The sequence below is a fragment of the Thiocystis violacea genome (assembly GCF_016583575.1).
GTDB classification, from domain to species: Bacteria; Pseudomonadota; Gammaproteobacteria; order Chromatiales; family Chromatiaceae; genus Thiocystis; species Thiocystis violacea.
This window is the reverse complement of record NZ_NRRG01000005.1, coordinates 1-16,274: the sequence shown is the minus strand read 5'-3', so window position 1 is coordinate 16,274 and position 16,274 is coordinate 1. Positions and strand designations below refer to the sequence as shown.

The window sequence follows — 16,274 nt, the reverse complement described above, 5'->3', positions numbered from 1 at the left end:
GTCAGGCACCGCGCGGACGCTCGCGGACGACCTCCAGGATCCGCGCCACCAGGGCGCGCATCCCCGGATCCGGCGGCTCGGCGCGCGCCATGAACCAATCGCTCAGGCGCTGATCCTGCTCGCCCAGCAAGGCGACGAACCCGATCCGCTCTGCCGTCGTGAGATCGGCGTAACCGAGATCGAGAAAGCGGTCGAGCAGATGGTCCAGTTCCAGCATCCCGCGCCGGCATTGCCAGCGCAGCCGCCGGATCTCCTGCTCATCGTCCGCTACGAGCGGGTCCATCCTAAAGCCCCTTGTCGAGCATCAGTTCCTTGATATGGCCGATGGCGCGCGTGGGATTCAGCCCCTTGGGACAGACCTCGACGCAGTTCATGATGCTGTGACAGCGGAACAGCTTGTACGGCCCTTCCAGGGCATCGAGACGCTCCTCGGTCGCCTGATCGCGGCTGTCGGCCAGGAAGCGCCAGGATTGCAGCAGCGCGGCCGGTCCGTGGAACTTGTCCGGGTTCCACCAGAAAGACGGGCAGGCGGTGGAACAGCAGCCGCACAGGATGCACTCGTAGAGTCCATCCAGCTTGTCGCGATCGGCCGGGGATTGCGGGATCTCCTGCTCGGGCAGCGGATCCTTGCGCACCAGATAGGGCTTGACCGCGCGGTATTGCTCGTAGAACTGGGTCATGTCGACGACCAGATCGCGGATGACCGGACGGCCCGGCAGCGGACGTACCTGGATCGGCGTCTTCAGCTCGCTGATCGGGGTGATGCAGGCGAGCACGTTCGTCCCGTTGGCGTTGACACCGTCGGATCCGCAGACACCCTCGCCGCAGGAGTGACGGAAGCTGAAGGACTCGTCCTGCTTCTTCACCTCCAGCAGGGCATCGCGCAGCATCATGCCCTGGAAGGTCTTGACCTCGTAGTCCTGCATCCGGGGCTTGGTGTCGGTGTCCGGATTGAAGCGGTAGACGCTGATTCTCATTAGTAGACTCGCTCCTTCGGCGGGAAGGATTCGACCGTCAGGGGCTTGGTGCGCACCGGCTTGTAGTCCATGCGATCGCCGTCCTGGTAGTAGAGACTGTGCTTGAGCCAGGACTGATCGTCGCGCTCGGGATGGTCGGGACGCGAATGCGCGCCTCGGCTCTCCTGACGATGCAGCGCGGAGACCGCGATGGAGAAGCCGACATCGACCATGTTCTCCAGTTCCAGCGCCTCGATGCGCGCGGTGTTGAAGACCTTGGAATGATCGGTCAGGCGCGCCTCGGGCAGCCGGGCGCGGATCTCGCGCAGCTTCTCGACGCCCTCGGACATGATCGCCTCGGTGCGGAAGACGCCGGCGTGATCCTCCATGCACTTGCGGAATTCGGCGCGCAGTTCCTGGACCGGGATACCCTGGCCCTTCTGGTCCCAACGGCTGAGTCGCGCCATCGCCCAGTCCAGGCTCGCCGAGTCGGCGGTCCGCTGGTAGGGGTTCTCGCGCACGAAGTCGATGATGTCCTTCCCCGCTAGACGTCCGAATACCAGGATATCCAGCAGCGAATTGCCGCCCAGCCGGTTGGCCCCGTGGACCGAGGCGCAGGCGCATTCGCCGGCGGCGTAGAGCCCGGCCACGACCTCCTCGGAGCCATGACCGGCCGGCATGGCGACACGGCCGAAGCGGTCGGTCGGGATGCCGCCCATGGCGTAATGCGCGGTCGGGAAGACCGGGATCGGTTCGATGACCGGATCGCAGCCGGCGAAGATCTTGCTCGACTCGCGGATACCCGGAAGCCGCTTGGAGATCACCGCCTCGCCCAGATGATCGAGCTTGAGCATGACGTAATCGCCATGCTCGCCGCAGCCGCGACCCTCCTTGACCTCGGTGACGATGGCGCGCGAGACCACGTCGCGACTGGCCAGATCCTTGGCGCGCGGGGCGTAGCGCTCCATGAAGCGCTCGCCGTCCTTGTTGATCAGATAACCGCCCTCCCCGCGCGTGCCCTCGGTGATCAGCATCCCCTTGCCGGCGATGCCGGTCGGATGGAACTGGAAGAACTCCATGTCCATCAGCGGGATGCCGGCGCGCAGCGCCATCGCCGTGCCGTCGCCGGTGTTGATGTGGGCGTTGGATGTGGTGCGGAAGACCTGACCGCAGCCGCCGGTGGCGAGCAGGGTCGCCTTGGACTCGATCAGCAGCGGCTCCCCGGTCTCGATCTCCAGCACCAGCGCGCCGCAGATGACACCCTCGGCATCGCGCACCAGATCGATGGCGAAGAACTCATCGAAGAAATGGGTGCGGGCGCGGATGTTCTGCTGATAGAGGGTATGCAGGATGGCGTGGCCGGTGCGATCCGCCGCCGCGCAGGTGCGTGCCGCCTGATCGCCGCCGAAATTCTGGCTCTGACCGCCGAAGGGGCGCTGATAGATCTTGCCGTTGTCCAGACGCGAGAAGGGCACGCCGGCGTGCTCCAGCTCATAGACCGTCGGGATGGCCTCGCGGCACATGAACTCGATGGCGTCCTGGTCGCCCAGATAGTCGGACCCCTTGACGGTGTCGAACATATGCCAGTGCCAGGAGTCCGGCATCATGTTGGCGAGCGCCGCGTTCACCCCGCCCTGCGCCGCCACCGTGTGGGAGCGGGTCGGAAAGACCTTGGAGACCACGGCCACGCGCAGCTCCGCGCTGGCCAGTTGCAGGGCGGCATTCAGGCCCGCGCCGCCCGCGCCGATGATGAGCGCGTCGAAATGGCGTGTTGGAAGACTCATGCGGGCGTTAGCCTCCGAGACCAGCGGTGATGATCGCCTTGAGAGCCCAAAGCCCCGAGGCGATGAAGACGAAGCCGAACAGCAGCATAAGACCGATGCGCGCGCCGAGCGCATGCACATAGTCGATCAGCACGTCGCGGATGCCGACCCAGGCGTGCGCCAGCAGGACCGGCACGAACAGCATCAGCCCCAGCGCCACCCAGGGACGGGTCGCCCAGGCGCTCAGGGCCGCGTGATCGGCCGGCGCGTTCAGCGTGAAATGGATCAGGACATAAACCAGGAAAAAGGCGAGATAGACGGCCGTGGCGCGTTGAATCAGCCAGGCCATGAGTCCGGAGGCTTGGCGGCTCATGCGGTCAGCCCTCCCAGGGCGAGCGTGAGGATCAACAGCACCGGCACCGCGATCAGAGTGATCCTGGCCGTCTTACGGGCGATGGGACGATCCAACCCAAACCCCATGTCGAGCGCCAGATGCCGGATGCCGGCCAGCAGGTGATGGAGCAGGCTCCAGAGCAAGAGCAGGAGCGCCAGCTCAACGGGCCAGGAGCCCAGCAACGCGGCCGTCGCGGCGAACCCTTCCGGCCCCGAGAGCGCCTGATGAAAGAGGTAAGCGGAGAATGGGATGGACAGGACCAACAGAATCCCGCTGACACGATGCAGGATGGAAACGACGCCCGGAAGCGGCAGCTTGATGCGCCACGGCTCCAGGAAAACGGGTCTGGATGTTTGCATGCTCCAACGAACCAAGTCTATTGTGCAGCGCAACAGGATATCGACTTATTGTCCGCTCCATCAACTGCTTTCGTCGAAGGCGGTCATCGGAAGCGTTCAGCCACCGTTTCCTGGATAATGGAACCCGCGCGTCCTTATCCGTCAATCCAGGGTGCCACCCATGTCGCCGCTTCAGTTCACCAACCCATGCGGGCGACTTATCCCGCTCGGACTCCTGCTGTTCACGCTGAGTCTGGCGGCCTCCATCGTCCAGGCGGAGGGGCGTCTCGATCGCGTCTCCGCCGCTGGGGAGCTGCGCGTCTGCATCTGGCCGGACTATTACGGGATCACCTTCCGCAACCCGAGAACCCTGGAGCTGTCCGGTATCGATATCGACCTAGCGCGCGAGCTGGCTAGCGATCTGGGTGTTCAGGCGCGGTTCGTGGATAGCTCTTTCTCCAGACTGATCGCGGATCTCACCGACGACCGTTGCGACGTCGCCATGTTCGCCATCGGCATCACGCCGGAGCGCGCCGAGTCCCTGCGCTTCACGCGCCCGCATTTGCGCAGTGACATCCAGGCCGTCACCACGCGCTCCAACCGCCACATCCAAACCTGGGAGGATATCGACCAGCCGGGCGTCGTCGTCGCCGTGGCGCGCGGCACCTATCACGAGCCGGTCATGCGCCAGAAGTTGAGGGCGGCCACCTTGCTGGTGCTCGACACACCCCAAGCCCGCGAACAGGAAGTGGAATCCGGTCGGGCCGATGTCTTCATGACGGATTACCCCTACGGCCGGCGCATGCTCGATACCGTCGACTGGGCGCGACTCCTCTCGGCGCCCACACCCTATCACCTCACGCCCTACGCCTACGCGGTCGCCCCCGGAGACCCGGCCTGGCTGGAGCGGATGGATCGTTTCGTCGCCGAGATCCGCCAGGATGGCCGTCTGCTGACGGCGGCCAGGCACCATGGGCTCGAACCGATCGTCGTCCTCGGCGACTGAGCGGCGTGTCGGGAGCCTCGCGGATGCCCCGAACCGCCGGCACTCATCTGTCCCGCGAGGCCGGGCTGACCATCTTTCTGGGCACCCTCCTCGTGACCATCACGCTTGGCACCCTGCTGCACCTGACCCAGACCTATCATGCCGGACTGGAGATTCAGCGGGCCTTCGCCGCCATCCACGCGCGCACCGCCGAGGATTTTCTGACGCAGAACCTGGGTGTGATCGACCTGACGCTGCGGGCCTTGATCGAGAATGAGGTGCTGGAGAAACCCGACGAGTTGGTCCGCGCGGTGCGTCACGCCCCCTATCTGCGCTCGCTCTCGCTGGCCGATGCCGATGGGCGCCTCATCGCCAGCTCGAATCCAGCCAACCTGGGAGCCCGGATCGAGATCGAGGATGTCCTACCGCCACTCGCCGCCAGCGGCGATGCGCTCCGCTTCGGCCGCCCGCGCGAAGGCCGGGATATTCGGGACAGCCGGCCCATCGCCGCCAACGGGACCGACCCAGCCGCGCGGACCTTCCTGCCCGCCATCATGGCCATCGGCGATGGGCCAAGGAGGCAATGGCTGGTGGCGGCGATCAACGTCGATTATTTCGTCAACCAGTACATGCGCAACCTGGAGGATCTCCACGGTATCGTCGAGGTCTTCCGCTACGACGCTACCCTGGTGCTGACCACCGACCCAGGACGACCGCCCGGCCTGGTCGAGCCCGGCGCGATCGCCTTTCAGTCCGGCATCCCGCCCCGCGTCGAAATCGGCGCGTTCACCCAAGCCTCGCTGGCCGGACGCCCGACCCTGGGGGCCTATCGCGCCTCGCGCCGCTTCCCCTTCATGGTGACGACCCACATCCCCTACGAGCACGTCCTGGCCGAATGGCGACGGGCCAGGGATCCGGTGCTGCGCTTGGTGCTCTCCGTGCTAACCGTTGTCATGCTGCTGAGCGTCGCGGTGCTCTATCAGCTCCGGCGCATCACCGCCGACCATCGGCGCGCCGAACAGGCGGCGCGCGATTATCAACAACTTCGCGAGCACATGCGCCAGAAGGAGGCGGAACAGGCACGGCTGGAGCAATTGGCCATGCTCGATCCACTGACCGGCCTGCACAATCGACGCTACCTCGATGACGCCGGCGCGCGCGTCTTCCTGCGCGTCCAACAGAATGGCCTCGCGCTCACCGTCGCGGCGCTGGACATCGATCATTTCAAGATCGTCAACGACACCTATGGACACCCAGGGGGCGACCGCATACTGGTGGCGCTGGCCGAGCTATTGCGTGCCCAGACCCGCTCCGTCGACATCGTCTGTCGCATCGGCGGCGAGGAATTTCTGCTCCTGCTGGCCGAATTGCCGCTCCCCGCGGCGATCGAGCGCGCCGAGCAGTTGCGGCGGGCGTTCGCCGGGCTGGTGGTTCCCTTTGGCGAATTCAGCCTGCGCGCGACCCTGTCCCTGGGGCTCGCCAGCTACCCGGAACATGGCGACACCCTTGAATCGCTCATCCAACACGCCGACCAGGCGCTCTACGCGGCCAAGCATCGGGGACGGAATCGCGTCGAGATTGCCGGCGGTTTCGGGGAAACTCCGTCCCAGCGAGTCGACGCCCTCCATGGCCCGGATCCGCCCATGGATCGCCGGCCGGTCGCTTGAAGCGGATTTCAGGGAAAGACTTTACCGATTTTCCGTTCATCCTGAGCTGTGAGCCTGTCGAGCAGTCGAAGGATGGGCGGAAAATCGCGCTCCGAGGCCGGGTCAGCCACCCAGACGAGCGGCTTTCAGCGGAGGCAGGACGTAGTGTCCGATGGCGCTCCCGATGGCGGCCAGCCCGAGCAGGCGCAGCGCGGACGCCGCCTCCGAGTAGCCGCCATCGTCGAAGATCAGGCCGAGCGCCATGAGAGAGGCCAGCAGCACGAAACCCATGTGGACGCCCACATGGGTCGCCGGCCCCGGCCAGCGCGCGGCCAGTCGTCCACCGATCCAGGCGGCCAGCGCCCCGATCGTCAGACCCGCCGCCACGTCGACCGGCCAATGCACCCCGACCGCGACCCGGCTCAGCCCGACCAGGACCGCGAGCAGCGTAAGGAGCGCCCGCCACCCGACCCACCGCGCCTGATGGATCAGAACACCAAGGAAGACCGCGGCCGTCAGGCTGTGACCGGATGGAAAGCTGGCCCGCTGATGAGACGGCCCGATCAGATTGAAGAGGTCCGCCGCCAGCACGGCCGGTGGTCGGGCCGCGTCGAAGAGCAGCTTCAGGCCCCGACCCATGGCGATCGCGATCACGGCGGCCAGGATCAGCGTCCAGAACAGCCGTGGATAACGCAGCGAGAAGAACAGGGTCAGGGCGAAGGCCACCCGCTCGTCACCCAGCACCGTGAGGTACGGCCAGATCCAGCCCGGAACCTCGGCCGCGAGGGCGTTAAGCCTCAGAAAACCGGCGTGATAGCCGCAGACCAGAAACAGACTGGCCCCGACGATCGCGCCCACCAGGACCCAGCTCAACAGCCAGCGATCCCCGCCCGGCGCGTCCAGGGGCGTCCGGACGGCTCCGGCCGTCAGGCGCTCGCCCCAGGCGCGCCGGAAATCACAGCGACGGATCCGCACGACGAGATCTGACGCAGCCTCCGACAGCCGGCCCGCGCGTTCGGAGTTCCCCATCATTCGGCCGGCCGCGCCCGCAACAGGGCCACCGGGCCGCGATGATAGGCCAGCTCAAGGTTCAACCCAGGGTTGTCCCTGGTCAGTTGCTCCAGCTTATCGACCCGCAGGAAGACCAGTTCGCCGGGTCGCGGCACACGGCTCGGCGTGATGGCCTCGCGATAGACGCTGAAGCTCGGCATCGAGGTCCGGTAGACGACGGTCGGCAGATCCATTCGCTTGGCCAAGAGCGCCGCCTCCTTGACCGGCCCCTGCATGGTATCGAGCACGCGCGGCGCCAGGGCGCCGTAGACCACCAGGGTCTGGATGATCCCCACCAGTACCAGACGCGGCCAGAGCGCCGGCCTGGACCACCAGAACAGCAGGACCGTGAGAAAGAAGCCGGCCAGGGCGACGACGCCGTATTCCCGATCGATCGCGATCCGACCTTCCTCAAGCAGGATGGCGTCATAGGGCTTCTTGGCCAGCACCATGGCGACGTCGAGAATGAAGGGTAGCGCCACCAGCAGAGCGAAAAAGATCAGGGGCGGCGCGAACGCCAGCCAGCGATTGGTCAGAGCATCACGATGGCGCGCCATGAGGATGAACAGCGGCGTCGCGCCATAGAGCAGATAGTGCGGCAGCTTGGTTCCGGAGAAGGAGAAGAAAAGGATCACCACCAGGAACCAGATCCAGAGGAAGCGATCCAGCGGATCCGACCAGGCCGAGCGGTAGCTCTTCACCAGATTCAGCAGCCAGCCGGTGAAGGGCAAGAGGATCAGGAGCAGGATCACCAGGTAATAGCCGGGAAATCCGCCGTGACCATGCATGGCGTCGCCGAAGCGCCCGAGATTGTGATCGAGGAAGAAGCTCCGGAAGAAGCCCGCGCCATTGTCCAGATAGATCGCCAGATACCAGGGACCGGCCACCAGCAGGAAGACCAGCCAGCCAAGCGGGTCGAACGCCGCCTTGAACCAGCGCCCGAAGGCCAGGAGGCTCGGTTTCGACCAGCGGATCCCGGAGAGAAAGAACAGAAAGCTGACCACCAGCGGAAAGAAGACCGCGACCGGCCCCTTGGTCAGAAAGCCGAGCCCCATCCAGAGATAGGCGCGGAGAATCGCGCCCCGATTGGCCTTGGGATCGGGGTTGAGATAGAAGCGGTAGATCTCGAAAAAGGTCAGGACAATGAAGAGATTGAGCAGGGCATCGGCGACCGCCGCCTTACCGATCAGCGACACCTGAAGACTCAGCGCCATCACCAGACCGGCGACGGTCGCGGTCGGCGCGTCCAACCGCTCGCGCACGAACAGCCAGAGCGCCATCACCCACAGGGTCGCGGCCAGCGCGGAAGGCAGGCGCAACGCGAATTCGTTGAACCCAAGCACCTGGGTGGAACCGCCTTGCAGCCAGTAGATGAGCGCCGGCTTGTCGTAGCGCGGCTCGCCGTCCTTATGCGGGGTGATGAAGTTGCCGCTCGCCAGCATCTCGCGGGTCGCCTCGGTGAAGGCGCCCTCGTCCAGGTCGTAGAGCGGCATGGACCCCAACGACCAGAAAAAGCTCAGGGCGATCACCAGAGCGAGCAGCAGCGGCGAGGTCATCACCGCCCGCATCGCGTGCAGCCAACCGCGCGGAGCGCCCGCTTTCGTGAGACTTGCGTCTGTATTCATGGGTAAACCTTCCAGCCAGCCGACTCGGGATTGGACTCCCAGCGGATGCGGTGATGGGTGCGCTCGCCGGTCGCGTAGAAGGTCCGCGTCAGGAGTTCGGCCAGCACACCGGTGGTGAGAAATTGAATCGCGGCGACCAGAAAGAGGATGGAGACGAACAGCAGCGGACGCTGTCCGATCGACTCACCCAGGATGAACTTGACCACCAGCAGGTGCGTCATCATCAGGCTTCCAAGCCCCCCGAAGAGGAGGCCGATGGAGCCGAAGAAGTGACCCGGCCGCGAGCCGAAGCGTAGAAAAAAGAAGGCGGCGAGCAGATCCAGCAACACCCGCAGGGTGCGCGAGATCCCATACTTGGAGACGCCGAACCGGCGCGCCTGGTGCGTCACCTCGGTCTCGCCGATGCGCTGGGGCGCGGTCACCCCCGCCATCCAGACCGGAATGAAGCGATGCATCTCGCCCAGCAGGCGCACCTCCTTGATGACCTCCGCGCGATAGACCTTGAGGCTGCACCCATAGTCGTGCAGCGCCACGCCCGTCACCTTGCCGATCAGGGCGTTGGCGATCCGCGAGGGGATCTTGCGCATCAGCAGCGCGTCCTGGCGCTGGCGCCGCCAGCCTTGCAGCAGATCCAGATCGCGCTCCAGCAGCTCATCGACCATCCGGGGGATGTCCGCCGGATCGTTCTGCAGATCCCCGTCCAGGGTCGCGATCAGCTCGCCGCGTGCCGCGTCGAAGCCCGCCTGCATCGCCGCCGTCTGGCCGAAGTTACGGCGTAGCCGGATCACCCGCAGATGCGGCCCGGCGCGCTCCGCGACTTCCCGCAACCGCTCCCCGGTCCCATCGCGGCTGCCATCGTCCACGCCGATCAGCTCCCAGTCGCCGCGATAATCGGCCAAGCCCTCATGCACCCGCGCGACCAGGGGCTCGACATTGTCGATCTCCTCATACATGGGGATCACGACCGAGAGCGCGGGCCGCCGCTCGGCGGACGATGGATTGGCGACGGAGAGGGACATCAAGCGGGCATCCATAGATTCAGGGCGAAGCCGCCCCAGCGCCGGCAAGCTAAAGGGTCCGGAGGGAAAATTCAACCGCTCGCAGGCCAGAGGCGGCAGGACGTTGAGCGGAGTTGAGCGGATCGGGAAGCTCGATGCGCGCCCGCGCGGCTTAGGCGCATGAATGGTGAAGATCTTGACCGGGATCCGCCCGTGTCTGTTGTCTCCAAGAGTCTTGCGTCTTGCGTCATGCGTTTCCACGATTCGCCCAGCTCGCGACCGACAGTCGGAAATCGAGCCAGACCGGTCACTGAGCCCGCTACTGTCACTGACGGCCTCGTCCCATTAGCGTTCACTGGTCCTTCGTCGGTCGGCGTCAGCGGTCGAGTGGACAGCCGACGTGTGCCGTGCTGACGATTTGCATATACTGCCCCTGGAATTCCAATTACACGCCAAAAATCCACGCCGAGCAAAACGAGTCACTCTATTCATGAGTCTGGAGGTGCGCCATTAATCCTTTTAAACGCCATGCGATTCTGACCGGTCTGGTACTTGCGCTCGCATCTTCAGTTCCGGGTCTTGCGCAAACCATCGCGGATACCGATGACGGCACCACGCTTCGGCAGATCATCATCTTCGGCCGCCATAGCATCCGCTCAACCACAACCGATCCATCCACCTTGGAACAATTCGCCGTCGATCCTTATCCCAGCTTCGCCGGGGTGAAGAGGGGTTATTTGACCCCAAATGGACAGCGGGCGGCCGGTCTTCTTGGTTCCTACTTCCGCGACTATCTGCTTCACGAAGGGCTTCTGACGGGTGACACTGAAACGGATTTGTCTCGCTCCTATTTTCGTGCCAATTCCATTCAGCGCTCCTTCGTCACCGCCACCAAATTTGGTGAAGGGTTGATCCCTGGCGCGGCCGTACCGGTTCACGCCTACAGAATCGCCGACCCCAATACCGGCACAGCCGCCGAGCCGGACCCTGTGTTCGATCCCGTTGCGGCGAAGGTGGTGACAATCGACCCGGCGCGCGCCGCGACCGAAGCTCAGGGCATTCTCGGTGATGGAACCGCACTGACGTCCGCCTATAGCGGCGAACTGTCCCTCGTTCGTGGTCTGCTCTATCCGCCAGGAACACAGCCAACACCCGGCGCGGCACAGGGCTCGGTTGATCCAACCTCGCAACCCATGACGCTGACGGCTTATCCTCAGGCTAACTATGCAGGCACGTCCATCGATAGCGGCGGACTGGCGGCCACGAATGCCGCAACCGATCCCTTTGTCATGCAATACGCGGATGGCTTCGCGCTTGAGGATGTCGCCTGGGGCCGGCTGTCATTAGAAACACTCTCCCAACTGACGCGGCTTTCTGTGCTGGAATTCAACATAGCCATGCAGCAACCCTATGTCAGCCGAGCGCAAAGCTCGAACGCAGCCTCTCACGTCCTTCACACCATGAATCAAGTCGTCTTCGGCGGCCAGCCGCCTGGTCCCGATCATGGTTTCGGCCGGGCACCGGATTTCCCGCCTGCGGAATGGTGGAATGTCACACCCTCGATCGGACGTGATGGCTGGCACAACGATCAAGACGTGCTTCGTGGCGCATTTGGTGACGCCCAATCGCGGATTTTTGTCATTACCAGCTCCGATGTCTACGTCGTTGGGCTGGCGGGGCTTCTTAACCTCCATTGGACACTGCCCGGCTATCAACCGGACTTTTGTCCGCCGGGTGGCGCGCTCGTTTTCGAGCTGCGACAGTCCAACGAATCACAAGAGTATTTCGTGCGCGCCTACTTCACCGCGCAGACCTTCGATCAACTGCGGAATCTGACACCCCTGACCCAGGAAGAACCGCCCGCGACCATGCAACTGACGATCCCAGGGGGGCGCCGCTCGGCCGCAAACCTGGATGTCAGTTTCGACAGCTTCGCCAACCTTCTGACGGAAGCCATCGACCAGAGATATGTGCAACCTTTCTGGAACGAGGTGCCACCTGGCGTGTTAGACAATGTTCCATTGAATTAGCACGCGGGGCAGAAAGTGAGATAGCGGTTCCGCCATCTCGGCGGCTGGCTGGATGGCGGATCGCCCGGCGTGCATCCGTCCTTCGGTCCTGGCGCGCCTGGTGCGTCACCTCGGTCTCGCCGATGCGTTGGGGGGAGGTCCACCCACCAGCCAGACCGGATTAGAGTATTCCGTCATGAGTCTCCAGGATTCACCCACCTCGCGACCGACCATCTAGTCACTCGCCCCGGAAACACCGGCGGCTCCGGAAACAGCCGCACCGCATGCCGTGCCGTAGATCCCCGCCATCTTCGCCGCCTGCACCGCCACGGTCTGGCGTAGCTCCGCTGGCGACACCACCTCGACATTGTCTCCCGCGCCGAGCAGCCAGCGCAGCAATTGCCCGGTCGAGGGCAGTGTTGCCCAGACCCGAATGTCGAAGCCCGTGCCGTCCGGTTCGTCTTTCCAGCGCTGGCCCGGTTCCAGCGGGCAGACGGTGAGGAGGTCTGTCAGGTAGCCGCGCACTCGCAGTTCCAGGTCGATCCAGTCGCCCTGACCAAAATCGATCACGCCCTCGGCGATGGCTACGTCCAGATCGAAATCCTCGGCCTGACGCGCACACACGTTAACCAAGGCGGTGGCGCTGAGCATCCGGTGCAGGGCATAGAACCGCACCGGCGCTTCCTCGTGGTTCTTCAGGGCCAGGAGGTAGGGAATCGGACCCCGCTGAACCAGCGCCTGCGGATGCAGCCGGGCCGGGGCGGGGTCTTTCCCGGCACGGCGGTAGCGCACCTCCAGGGCCAGACCATTGGCCAGTGCGGTGATTACCGCCATCAGCACATCTTGATACAGCTCGACGGGCTGCAAGCGCAGGGTGTCGGGAACGATCCGCAGACGGTCGCGGTCGAGCCGTGGCCCCACGTCCTCGGCCAGTAAGCGCTCCCAGATGCGGTTGAGCTGACGCCGCGGCACGGCGTCGGCCACCAGATCCTGGATCTGTTGCAGCGTGTAGTGCCAAAGCAGCGGCGCGTCCTCGGGATCCGCGCCGGCGCGCCGGTAGTGCCGGGGCTTGCCGCCCGGATTGGCCGCCTCGATGCGTCCCTCCTCGACCAGATCCTTGAGATCGAGCTGGAGAGACCGCCGGCGTGCCTTCTCGTCGCCGGTTCCGTAGTCCTCGCCGAGCACCGTGAGTAGACGTTGGCCGTCTGGGCAGTGCTCCTGGCCCGTCCCCGCCGGCGGCAAGACGGCGACGAGGCGTTTCAGGCGTTTGATGCGGGTGTCATGGGTGGCACTCATGAGGCGAGCCTATGCGAAAAGGTCTTTCGCGTCGATGGGCTTTAATGCCCTCCAAGCCCCCCCGAGGGGCCGTCCAGACCCCGCCCAACCGGACCGAGAGGAATCCGCCATGTCACGCCAGAAGCCCCAGGAACTGTCCTCGCACGAACTGCTCGCGCGCATCGGACTGAGCGAGGAGCACCCGTTCGACCTGCTCGACGACGAACCGCTGGAGGATCCGTGCGGCGATCCCGGCGCGGTGTTGCGCGAACGCTACCAGTCCTTCGTCCAGCGCCAGCGCTTCACCCCCGGTCAGCTCGTAGCGTGGAAACCCGGACTGAAAAACAAGCGCATCCCCCGCTACGGTCAACCCGCCGTGGTGATCGAGATCCTGGAAACGCCCGTGCTCGATCGCGAGGACGCCGCCGGCAGCACCTATTTCCGCGAGCCGCTGGATATCGTGCTCGGCCTACTGCTGGACGAAGGCCCCGCGCGCGGCGAGTTCGTGACTTTCCACTATGACAGTCGTCGCTTCCAGGCGGCGGACGAGGAGTGCTGAACATGACGCATCTGCGGACCTTCTGGTTGACCGATGTCAGTGCCGTTCCGGCCACCGAGCGGCGTCTCGCCCTCTACGTTTTGCAGATGCTCCAAGGCTCACCGGACCTGAAGCCACGCTTCCAGGATCCCGATTTCCTCGGCGCTTTATGGCAGTTACTGCAGCCCGTGCTCCATCCGCGCACGGTCGCGTCCTTCGTGACCCAACCGGACGACGAGGATGACGAACGGCCGGACGATGGGGACGAGGAGCCCGCCCCCCTCAGCATGACCGCTGGTTGCGCCAGCGTCTGCGGCAGTGTTTCCAGTCCGTGCCGCGCACCGTCCTGACACACCTGACGAGGGCCGACGATGCGGCACCCCTGTCGCCGACCGTCGCCCTGCTCGGCGAGCAGTTTGACCTGGATGCAGCGGCGCTGCGGGTGCTGGACTTTCTGGACCAGCACACCCTGGTCGAACCATTGCGCGTACTGCTGCGCGAATGCGGGCGGGCGCCGGCGCGGGTCAATCTGCCACGATTGGCCGCTCTGCTCGGACTCTCTGCCGCGACGCTGCGCGAGACCCTGAGTCGGCAGGCCCCGCTGCGCGCCTTGGGGCTGATCCAATACGACGCGGACCCCTCGGATCTGGAAGATTTCCTGCGCCCGAGCGACCTGCTGCGCGAGGTGCTGGAGGCCGCGCCCACCGACGGCGCGGCGCTGCTCGCGCTGCTGATCGAGCCCGCGCCCCCCGCCGTCTGGGATCTGGTGTCGTTTCCGCATCTGGCGGCCGAGAGCGCGCGCCTGACCGAGGTGCTGGGCGAGGCGGCACGGACCGGCACGGTCGGGGTCAATGCCTTGCTCCACGGCGAGCCCGGCACCGGCAAGACCGAACTCGCGCGCGCCGTGGCCGCCGCCTGCGGACTCACCGCCTACCAGGTGCGCAGCGCCGATGACGAGGACGACGGGCTGTCGCGCCGGGGGCGGCTGTCGGCCTATCTGCTGGCGCAACGCTTGCTGGCCCGTCGGCATGACGCCCTGCTCATTTTCGACGAGGTCGAGGATGTCTTCGATTCCGGCGACAATCTGTTCGCCCTGCTGCGTGGGCAGAGCGTCACCGGCAAACAAAAGGGCTGGATGAACCGCATCCTGGAGGAAAACCGGGTGCCGGCACTCTGGATTGCCAATGCGACCGACGGCATGGATCCGGCCTTTCTGCGCCGCTTCCTGCTGCCGGTGGCCTTTGTCACCCCGCCGCGCTCGGTGCGCCGGCAGATGGCCGAGCGGCATCTGGGGGGCTGCGGACTCGCGCCCGACCTGCTCGACGAGTTGGCCGCCGATCCGGCGCTCGCCCCGGCCCAGTTGGGTGCGGCACGCCGGCTACTCGACCTGCGTCCCGCCGCCCCGCCCGAGGCGACGGTGCGCGCCGGCGTGGCCGCCCTGCGCACTCTGCTGCACGGCGCCCCGGCGCCGCGACGCCGCACCCCGGCGACGGATTTCGATGTCGCCTACCTGAACCTGACGGGCGGCCTGGCCCCGAGTGCCATCGCTCAGGCGCTGCACCGCCAGGGTCGGGGGAGTCTCTGCTTCTACGGCCCGCCCGGCACCGGCAAAACCGCCCTCGCCGAGGTGCTGGCCGAGGCGCTGGATCGGGAGTTGATCGCGCGGCAGGCGTCGGACCTGATCTCGCCCTATGTCGGGGAGACCGAACAGAACCTGGCGCGGTTGTTCCGCGAGTGCGATCCGACGCGGACGGTGTTGTTTCTCGATGAGGTCGACAGCTTTCTGAGCGATCGGCGGCAGGCGCGGCATTCCTGGGAGCGCACGGCGGTCAATGAACTGTTGCAGCAGATGGAAACCTACCCCGGTATCTTCATCGCCGCGACCAACCTGATGGCCGGCATTGATGGGGCGGCACTGCGGCGCTTCGACTTCAAGCTGGGCTTTCGCGCCCTCAACCCGGCGCAGCGGCGGGGACTCTTCGCCCGCGAGGCGCTCGGGGACGAAACCGCGACGATTCCGCCGGACCTGGCGCGGTCTCTCGACGGGCTTCAGGGGTTGACGCCGGGCGACGTCGCCAACGTCTGCCGGCAGCAGACCTTGATCGGCGAGAGGTTGACGCCCGAGCAGTTCTTGCGCCGGTTGGCGGCGGAGTGTCGGCTCAAGCCACGCGACGGTGTCCAAGCGGTCTAGCCAAAACCGGCGCTGGAACTGTCGCCTGTACCACAGTCTGTCGATGGTTCCAGGCGCACACTCAATCGCCTTTCAACTGGTGCTGTTGTTCTGACGCGACATCGGATCCTCCGCGCGGAGTGTTTGCCACCCGCGCGGTGGCGATCGAAGCCTAGAGACTGGCTTCATTTCGGATGACTTCGGTAGACGCCTCTCCGGCGATCCATCCGAGACAACTAAAACGGATACACCATGTCAGTCATTGTCCATCTTGGCGATTACGCCTTCCAAAGCCTGCTGATCTCCAGCATCGAGACCTTTCCCTCCGATTATATCCGCGCCAGGGCCGGCGCGACCAAACCGCGGAAAGGTAAGAAGATCAGTAAGCACGAGGGCGAATCCTTTGGCCTGCTGCTCAGTACAGTGCATTTCACATTAAGATATTGATTATAATGACATCGCCATGAGATTCTGCCCCCAATGTCCTGATGTCTGAAATCCGTACCGTCAAACGGCTCCGAACCCTG

At 65.2% G+C, this 16,274-nt stretch carries 16 protein-coding genes; 7 read left to right on the top strand and 9 right to left on the bottom strand.

What is annotated here, in order from left to right; genetic code table 11:
* Nucleotide 1: 1 nt before the first annotated feature.
* The 5 genes from CKO27_RS04020 to sdhC are packed head-to-tail and all read right to left on the bottom strand — an operon-like array spanning nucleotide 2 to nucleotide 3,472.
* Nucleotides 2-283 (bottom strand): FAD assembly factor SdhE, encoded by a 282-nt coding sequence (locus CKO27_RS04020; protein ID WP_200373598.1) that lies wholly within the window; start codon nucleotides 281-283, stop codon nucleotides 2-4.
* A gap of 1 nt (nucleotide 284) precedes the next feature.
* On the bottom strand, nucleotides 285-977 hold the full coding sequence (locus tag CKO27_RS04015) for a succinate dehydrogenase iron-sulfur subunit (RefSeq protein WP_200373597.1): 693 nt from the start codon (nucleotides 975-977) through the stop codon (nucleotides 285-287).
* Nucleotides 977-2,740 (bottom strand): succinate dehydrogenase flavoprotein subunit, encoded by a 1,764-nt coding sequence (sdhA, locus tag CKO27_RS04010; RefSeq protein WP_200373596.1) that lies wholly within the window; start codon nucleotides 2,738-2,740, stop codon nucleotides 977-979. The genes CKO27_RS04015 and sdhA overlap by 1 nt, the downstream gene beginning before the upstream one ends.
* 7 nt (nucleotides 2,741-2,747) lie before the next feature.
* Nucleotides 2,748-3,092, bottom strand: coding sequence for a succinate dehydrogenase, hydrophobic membrane anchor protein (sdhD, locus tag CKO27_RS04005; protein ID WP_200373595.1), 345 nt, complete (start codon nucleotides 3,090-3,092; stop codon nucleotides 2,748-2,750).
* Entirely contained in the window at nucleotides 3,089-3,472 is a 384-nt protein-coding gene (sdhC, locus tag CKO27_RS04000; RefSeq protein WP_200373594.1) for a succinate dehydrogenase, cytochrome b556 subunit, read from the bottom strand. The genes sdhD and sdhC overlap by 4 nt, the downstream gene beginning before the upstream one ends.
* 160 nt (nucleotides 3,473-3,632) lie before the next feature.
* Here sdhC and CKO27_RS03995 point away from each other — a divergent pair, with 160 nt between their 5' ends.
* Complete coding sequence (locus CKO27_RS03995) at nucleotides 3,633-4,457, top strand: ABC transporter substrate-binding protein (RefSeq protein WP_200373593.1); 825 nt, start codon at nucleotides 3,633-3,635, stop codon at nucleotides 4,455-4,457.
* A 23-nt stretch (nucleotides 4,458-4,480) separates the two neighbouring features.
* Nucleotides 4,481-6,103: a sensor domain-containing diguanylate cyclase gene (locus CKO27_RS03990; protein ID WP_200373592.1), complete on the top strand. Its 1,623-nt coding sequence runs from the start codon at nucleotides 4,481-4,483 to the stop codon at nucleotides 6,101-6,103.
* Between the two features lie 102 nt (nucleotides 6,104-6,205).
* Here the strand turns inward: CKO27_RS03990 and CKO27_RS03985 are convergent, their stop codons facing one another.
* From CKO27_RS03985 to CKO27_RS03975, 3 genes are read right to left on the bottom strand one after another with little or no spacing between them, the layout of a single operon-like run.
* A complete protein-coding gene (locus tag CKO27_RS03985) occupies nucleotides 6,206-7,057 on the bottom strand; it encodes a phosphatase PAP2 family protein (RefSeq protein ID WP_338115875.1) in 852 nt (283 codons plus the stop codon).
* 53 nt (nucleotides 7,058-7,110) lie between these two features.
* A complete protein-coding gene (locus CKO27_RS03980) occupies nucleotides 7,111-8,700 on the bottom strand; it encodes an ArnT family glycosyltransferase (RefSeq protein ID WP_242470725.1) in 1,590 nt (529 codons plus the stop codon).
* 53 nt (nucleotides 8,701-8,753) lie between these two features.
* The gene (locus CKO27_RS03975) at nucleotides 8,754-9,776 is read right to left on the bottom strand and encodes a glycosyltransferase family 2 protein (protein ID WP_200373590.1); all 1,023 of its coding nucleotides are present in this window, start codon (nucleotides 9,774-9,776) and stop codon (nucleotides 8,754-8,756) included.
* Nucleotides 9,777-10,435: 659 nt separating this feature from the next.
* On the opposite strand from CKO27_RS03975, the gene CKO27_RS03970 reads away from it, so the two are divergent.
* Complete coding sequence (locus CKO27_RS03970) at nucleotides 10,436-11,785, top strand: histidine phosphatase family protein (protein ID WP_200373589.1); 1,350 nt, start codon at nucleotides 10,436-10,438, stop codon at nucleotides 11,783-11,785.
* 213 nt (nucleotides 11,786-11,998) lie between these two features.
* Here the strand turns inward: CKO27_RS03970 and CKO27_RS03965 are convergent, their stop codons facing one another.
* Complete coding sequence (locus tag CKO27_RS03965) at nucleotides 11,999-13,060, bottom strand: helix-turn-helix transcriptional regulator (RefSeq protein WP_200373588.1); 1,062 nt, start codon at nucleotides 13,058-13,060, stop codon at nucleotides 11,999-12,001.
* Nucleotides 13,061-13,169: 109 nt separating this feature from the next.
* Between CKO27_RS03965 and CKO27_RS03960 the strand changes: the two genes are divergently transcribed.
* From CKO27_RS03960 to CKO27_RS03950, 4 genes are all read left to right on the top strand, one after another.
* A complete protein-coding gene (locus CKO27_RS03960; protein WP_200373587.1) occupies nucleotides 13,170-13,598 on the top strand; it encodes a hypothetical protein in 429 nt (142 codons plus the stop codon).
* A 2-nt stretch (nucleotides 13,599-13,600) separates the two neighbouring features.
* Complete coding sequence (locus tag CKO27_RS24395; protein ID WP_242470719.1) at nucleotides 13,601-13,927, top strand: hypothetical protein; 327 nt, start codon at nucleotides 13,601-13,603, stop codon at nucleotides 13,925-13,927.
* Nucleotides 13,876-15,768: an AAA family ATPase gene (locus tag CKO27_RS03955; RefSeq protein WP_242470718.1), complete on the top strand. Its 1,893-nt coding sequence runs from the start codon at nucleotides 13,876-13,878 to the stop codon at nucleotides 15,766-15,768. Before CKO27_RS24395 ends, CKO27_RS03955 begins: the two co-directional genes overlap by 52 nt.
* Nucleotides 15,769-15,999: 231 nt before the next feature.
* On the top strand, nucleotides 16,000-16,194 hold the full coding sequence (locus CKO27_RS03950) for a hypothetical protein (RefSeq protein ID WP_200373586.1): 195 nt from the start codon (nucleotides 16,000-16,002) through the stop codon (nucleotides 16,192-16,194).
* Nucleotides 16,195-16,274: the final 80 nt, after the last annotated feature.